Source organism: Massilia sp. CT11-108 (genome assembly GCF_047302915.1).
In the GTDB taxonomy this organism is placed as follows: Bacteria; Pseudomonadota; Gammaproteobacteria; order Burkholderiales; family Burkholderiaceae_D; genus Telluria; species Telluria orientalis.
Genome location: NZ_JBKYMO010000354.1, coordinates 1 through 6,057, shown reverse-complemented (window position 1 = coordinate 6,057; position 6,057 = coordinate 1). Strand labels below are relative to the sequence as shown.

Annotated in this window: 5 protein-coding genes and 1 pseudogene; 4 read left to right on the top strand and 2 right to left on the bottom strand. The window is 66.2% G+C overall.

The annotated features are described in order from the left end of the window. The 4 genes and pseudogenes from ACEN88_RS22590 to ACEN88_RS22575 all read left to right on the top strand — a co-directional run. A pseudogene (locus ACEN88_RS22590) lies at positions 1–192 on the top strand (MFS transporter); the annotation flags it as partial. Positions 193–218: 26 nt separating this feature from the next. Then, positions 219–1,313 (top strand): tartrate dehydrogenase, encoded by a 1,095-nt coding sequence (locus ACEN88_RS22585; protein WP_413343219.1) that lies wholly within the window; start codon positions 219–221, stop codon positions 1,311–1,313. A 40-nt stretch (positions 1,314–1,353) separates the two neighbouring features. After that, the gene (locus tag ACEN88_RS22580; RefSeq protein ID WP_413343217.1) at positions 1,354–1,695 is read left to right on the top strand and encodes an HNH endonuclease; all 342 of its coding nucleotides are present in this window, start codon (positions 1,354–1,356) and stop codon (positions 1,693–1,695) included. A 144-nt stretch (positions 1,696–1,839) separates the two neighbouring features. Further along, a complete protein-coding gene (locus tag ACEN88_RS22575; protein ID WP_413343215.1) occupies positions 1,840–3,468 on the top strand; it encodes a response regulator in 1,629 nt (542 codons plus the stop codon). A 27-nt stretch (positions 3,469–3,495) separates the two neighbouring features. Here ACEN88_RS22575 and ACEN88_RS22570 read toward each other — a convergent pair whose 3' ends face one another. Then, the gene (locus ACEN88_RS22570) at positions 3,496–3,954 is read right to left on the bottom strand and encodes a response regulator (RefSeq protein ID WP_413343213.1); all 459 of its coding nucleotides are present in this window, start codon (positions 3,952–3,954) and stop codon (positions 3,496–3,498) included. A gap of 18 nt (positions 3,955–3,972) precedes the next feature. Further along, a partial coding sequence (locus ACEN88_RS22565) for an ATP-binding protein (protein WP_413343211.1) occupies positions 3,973–6,057 on the bottom strand: 2,085 nt, incomplete at its 5' end.

The following is a 6,057-nucleotide window of genomic DNA, read 5'->3' as shown; positions in this document are numbered from 1 at the left end:
GGCAGCGCCAGCGGCATGGTCGCCACCGCGCGCCTGACGGGCCAGGCGACGGGCGCCGCGCTCGTCGCGTTCTGCCTTACCATCTCTCACGTACGCGGACCATGGTTCGCGCTCGGCATCGCCGCCGCGTTCTCGTTCGCGGCCAGCGTGGCCAGTTTCTCGCGCCTGGTCGTCGCGGCACCGGCCGTGTGAGCTTCACCATTCAAGAAAGAAAACAGATGACACGACGTTTCAAGATCGCCGCCATCGCGGGCGACGGCATCGGCAAGGAAGTCCTGCCGGAAGGCCTGAAGGTATTGGCGGCCGCGGCCGAGCGCTTCGGCCTGCAGCTCGAGTTCACGCATTTTCCGTGGGCCAGCTGCGACTGGTACATCCAGCACGGCGAGATGATGCCGCCGGACTGGAAAGCGCAATTGTCCGGCATGGACGCCATCTATTTCGGCGCCGTCGGCTGGCCCGCGCTGGTGCCCGACCATATCTCGCTGTGGGGCTCGCTGCTCAAGTTCCGCCGCGAATTCGACCAGTACATCAACCTGCGCCCGGTACGCCTGTTCGAAGGCGTGCCGTGCCCGCTGGCCGGCCGCAAGCCGGGCGACATCGACTTTTTCGTCGTGCGCGAAAACACGGAAGGCGAGTACACGAACCTGGGCGGCGTGATGTTCCCGGACACCGAGCGCGAGATGGTGATCCAGGAATCCGTGTTCACGCGTTACGGCACCGACCGCGTGCTGCAGTATGCGTTCGAGCTCGCGAACGCGCGCCAGCGCAAGCATGTGACGGTGGCGACCAAGTCGAACGGCATCGCCATCAGCATGCCGTGGTGGGACGGCCGCGCGGACGCCATCCACGCCGAGTACCCGGACGTCACCGTCGACAAGCAGCACATCGACATCCTGACGGCCCGCTTCGTGTTGCAGCCCGACCGGTTCGACGTCGTCGTGGCGTCGAATCTGTTCGGGGACATCCTGTCCGACCTCGGCCCCGCGTGCACGGGCACGATCGGCCTGGCGCCGTCCGGCAACCTGAACCCGGACCGCACGTTCCCGTCGCTGTTCGAACCCGTGCACGGCTCCGCGCCGGACATCGCCGGCAAGGGCATCGCCAACCCCATCGCGATGATCTGGTCGGGCGCGATGATGCTGTCGTTCCTCGCCGCCGGCCCCGATCCGGATCCGCGCTGCGGCGAGGCGCACGATGCGATCGTGGCCGCGATCGAGGACGTGCTGCGCGCAGGACCGCGCACGGGCGACCTGGGCGGCACGGCGACGACGGTCGAGGTGGGCGACGCCATCGCGGCGCGCGTGCGCGGCTGATCATGCTTTAAACGGGCACGGCCGCCCCGATATACGAAACATGGCGCGCCGTTCCCGCATTCCCGACTTCGATTTTCCTGCCCACCCCGCTGCGGCGGACAGCCCGTGTCCGCTGTGCGGCCGGCCGCTCGGTACGGTCAACATCGACCGGCATCACCTGATCCCGAAGTCGCTGAAGGGCAGGGAGCAGTTCCCCATCCACAAGATTTGTCATCGCAAGATCCATGCGACGTTTTCCGAGCGCGAATTGCTGCGTACCTATCACACTTGGGATGTGCTCAAGGAGGACGGCGATATCCGGGCGTTCATCGAGTGGGTGATGAAGAAGCCGCCGGAGTTTTATGCGCGGACGTTCACGTCGAATACCAAGAAGAGCCGCTGAGCAAAGTCTTCCGTTATCAGGATGACATCGATTATGTCGCACGATTGAATCGGAACTCTCCCCTGTCGTGCTTGGTGTTAAAATCGGACATTACTTTTTTGCAATTCTGGTTCCTTTTTTAATGCCGCTACTTCCGCAGTTGCAATGAACCAAGAAGACTCCAACGCCTGCTCGGTTCTCCTGATCGACGACGAACCCTTTGCCGAGGACATCATCTCCCACGGCATGAAGGGATGCGCCTCGTATGCGCTGCGCTATGCCCGCGACCCCGGCATGGCGGTCGAATTGGCCAAGGAAATCGGCGCGACGGTCGTGCTCGTCGACCTGCGCATGCCTGAGATCGACGGCTTCGAAGTCACGCGCCGCCTGCGCGCGGACAAGGACACCGAGCACATTCCCGTCATCCTGCTGTCGTCCGAAGAAGATCCCGAGATCAAGGCGAAAGCGTTCGCGCTCGGCGCCAACGACTACCTCGTCAAGTGGCCCGATCCGCGCGAACTCGTCGCGCGCGTGCGCTACCACAGCGATGCGTGCATCGCGCGGCGCCAGCGCGATGCGGCGTTCGTGTCGCTGCGTCTCAGCCAGGAGCAGCTGGCCGCTAGCCAGTCGGCGCTGTACCAGGCGCAGAAGATGGAGGCGATCGGCCAGCTGACGGGCGGCGTCGCGCACGATTTCAACAATGTGCTGCAGATCATCGGCGGCAATTTGCAGCTGCTGAAGCTGGTGGGCAACCTGAACGATGCCGGCAAGGCGCGCGTCGACATGGCGCTGGCCGGCGTGGAGCGCGGGGCCAGGCTGTCGTCGCACCTGCTCGCCTTTGCCCGCCGCCAGCCGCTGCAGGCCGTCGTGATCAATCCTGGCCATTTGCTGCGCGAGATGGACGACATGATGCGCCGCGTGCTCGGTCCACGCGCGCGCGTCGTGACCGACATTTCGGCAAGCCTGGGCAGCACGCTCGTCGATCCGAACCAGCTCAACAACGTGCTGCTGAACCTTGCGATCAATGCGCGCGATGCGATGGCGGGCGGCGGCACGCTGACGATCCGCGCGGCCAATGCCGGGCCCGACGGCGTGTTGCCGACCGAAGTGCCGCGCGGCCATTATGTGCTGATCGAAGTGGCGGACACGGGCAAGGGCATGGCACCCGAAGTGCTGGAGCGCGCGTTCGAGCCGTTCTTCACGACCAAGCCGACGGGACAGGGAACGGGCCTGGGCCTGTCGATGGCGTACGGGTTCGTCAAGCAGTCCGGCGGCGAGATCGTGCTGAGGAGCGAGCCGGGCAAGGGCACCAGCGTACGCATCTACCTGCCGCGCAGCGAGGCCGAGCCGCAGCACGCGGAACAGGCGCCGACGGCGCCGCTTTTGGGTGGCATCGAGACGATCCTCGTCGTCGAGGACGAGGAAGACGTGCGCAGCACGACCTGCGGCATCCTGTCCGCGCTCGGCTACAAGGTGCTGGAGGCGCCGGATGCGGCGAAGGCCGTGGAGATCGTCGAGCGCGGCCAGCATATCGACCTCGTGTTCACGGACGTGATCATGCCGGGCCCGGTGAGCAGCCTGCAACTGGGCGAGGTGGTGCGTGCGCGCCTGCCGCAGGCGCAGATTCTATACACGTCGGGCTATGCGGAGGGCGTGCTGGCGCACGAAGGGAAGCTGGAGGCGTCCGTCAACCTGTTGCAGAAGCCTTACCACCCGGACGCGCTCAGCGCGCGCATCCGGCATTTGCTACGCCGTAGGGCGGGCACCCCTGTGCCCACGCGTAACGATGCGTGACGCGAACATTCGCGTTGGCACGGATCGTTACTTGTTGGGCTTGATGTAGCGCTGCGACCCCGGCGGCGGTTCGTTCAGCACGGCCCAGAAAATGCCCAGGTCCGCGATCGCGCGCACGAATTCCGTGAAATCCACCGGCTTGACGACGTAGGCATTCACGCCCAGCTCGTAGCTGCGCACGAGGTCCTGCTCTTCCTTCGACGACGTCAGCATCACCACCGGCAGGGGCTTGAGCCCGTCCGTGCTGCGGACTTCGCGCAGGACTTCCAATCCATCCACTTTCGGCAACTTCAGGTCGAGCAGGACGACGGCTGGATTGCCGGCCGCGCGCGACGCGTATTCGCCGCGGCGGTGCAGGTAGTCCAGCGCTTCGGCGCCGTCGCGCACGATGATGACCTGGTTGGCGAGCTGGCTCTTGGACAGCGCGATCAGCGTGAGTTCGAGATCGTTCGGGTTGTCTTCGACCAGCAGGATGGGTTTGAGCATGGATGTCTTCGTAAACTTTCAATGAGATGAGTCTGGCTTGGGCAGCGCGAACGAGAACGTCGCGCCTTCGCCCTGCACGGAGTCGGCCCAGACGCGGCCGTTGTGGCGCTCGACGATGCGGCGCACGTTCGCCAGGCCGATGCCCGTCCCCTGGAAATCTTCCATCCGGTGCAGGCGCTGGAATACGCCGAACAGCTTGTGCACGTATTCCATGTTGAAGCCGGCGCCGTTGTCCGCCACGTGGAAGACCGTCTCGTGCGGATGGTCTTCGGCGGAGATGCGGATCACGGCCGGATCGCGCTGGCCCGTGAACTTGACGGCATTGGCCAGCAGGTTGAACAGGGCCAGGTGCAGGAACGTCGGGTCGGCCCAGGCTTCCGGCAGCGTGCCGATGTTCCACTCGATGTTGCGGCCGCGCGTTTCCAGCGCCAGCTTGTCGCGGCAGGAGGCGACGAGGTCGTGCATGTCGACCGTCGTCGGGCGCAGCGAGGCGCGGCCCATCTGCGAGAAGGACAGCAGGTCGTCGACGAGCTTGCCGGCCAGGCGCGCGGCTTCCTTGATGTTCTTGAGGAAGCGCTGGCGCTGCTGGGCGTCCTCGTCGCCGGCCGATTCGAGCAGCAGGTCGGCAAAGCCGACGATGTGGCGCAGCGGCGCGCGCAGGTCGTGCGACACGGAGTACGAGAACGCTTCCAGTTCCTTGTTCGCGCGGCCCAGTTCCTCGGCCAATTCGGCCATCTGCTCCGCGCGTTCGAGCGCGATGCCGAGGAGGGCGGTGCGGAATTCCAGCGCCATCTCGATCTCGCCCTGGTGCCACGGCTGGCTCGTGCCGAGGATCGTCTCGCGCCACGCTTCGAAGCTCGTGCGCGGCGACAGCTGCGTGGGCGTGGCGCCGGACCCGGCGCCCGGCGTGGGCACTTTCCCGTGCGGATTGCCCGCCCACTCGATCGTGTGCACCCACTCGGGACGGAACCACAGCAGGTAGTGCTTGTGGATGCGCGAGATCGGCATCGCGAGCAGGCCGCTGGCGTTGCGCGCGATGCGCGCCGCCGGCGGATACTGCGCGGACAGTTTATCGCTGTGGAACACGTCGCCGTGGTCGTGCAGCGTGAGCCAGTCGACGAGGGCGCGGATGTCGTCTTCCTCCGGCGTGTCGCCGTACGTGAGGACGCGGTCGTCGACCATGATCGCCGCGCCCGACGCGCGCGCGAAGCGCAGCAGGTCCGGGAACACATTGGCCAGGTTCTCGACGAAGTCGCTGCCCTGCGTGAGGCCGGCCAGCATCGACACCATCGTGCGCCGCACGTCGAGGCGGAACTGCAGGTCGGCCGCGTCCTCGCGCGATTCGATGCACAGCGCGAGGATCTGGCCCAGCTGCTCGCACGCCGTGCGCTTTTCGAAGGTGACCGGGGTCGGTTCTTCGTTATGGCACGAGACCAGGCCCCACAGCTTGCCCTTGACCATCAGCGACACGGACATCGACGCCAGCGTGTTCATGTTGCGCATGTATTGCAGGTGCACGGGCGACACGCTGCGCAGCGCCGCGAACGACAAATCGTTCGGCCGGCCCGTGACGGGGTTCAGCGCCGGCACGAGCGGGGCGGGCACGTAGGTCGCGTCCTGGATCAGGCGGATGCGCGACAGCCTGTACAGCTCGCGCGCCTGCGCCGGGATGTCGGACGCGGGAAAGTGCTGCCCCATGTACGAGTGACAGCGTTCGTCGCGCGCTTCCGCCATCACGTGGCCGTGGCCGTCCGCGTCGAACCGGTAGACGAGCACACGCCCGAAACCCGTCACGGAGCGGATGTGCTGGCACGCCAGGCTCGCCAGCGCTTCGATGCCGGTCGCGTCGTTCACCTTCAGCAGGAAGTCGCCGATCAGCGGGTACAAGTGGCGGAAATCCGCCGCTTCCGCGCGGTCGACGGCTTCGAATTCGGCGATGGTCACGCCATCCCATTTGTGGGCCAGCACGTCGAAGTGGTGGCCGTTGGCCGTCGTGATCGTGCCGACGTAGTACGGACGCGGACCCAGGTCGGCCGCCAGCTCGGGCGCGATACGCTGCGCCGCCGCGGCGCCGATCACGTCCCCCAGCGCCAACCTGGGCGA

What these genes read in the sequence shown, in the direction of transcription:
- ACEN88_RS22585 (WP_413343219.1), top strand. Translation starts at nt 219, where the DNA reads ATGACACGACGTTTCAAGATCGCCGCCATCGCGGGCGACGGCATCGGC.
- ACEN88_RS22575 (WP_413343215.1), top strand. Translation starts at nt 1,840, where the DNA reads ATGAACCAAGAAGACTCCAACGCCTGCTCGGTTCTCCTGATCGACGAC.
- ACEN88_RS22570 (WP_413343213.1), bottom strand. Translation starts at nt 3,954, where the DNA reads ATGCTCAAACCCATCCTGCTGGTCGAAGACAACCCGAACGATCTCGAA.
- ACEN88_RS22580 (WP_413343217.1), top strand. Translation starts at nt 1,354, where the DNA reads ATGGCGCGCCGTTCCCGCATTCCCGACTTCGATTTTCCTGCCCACCCC.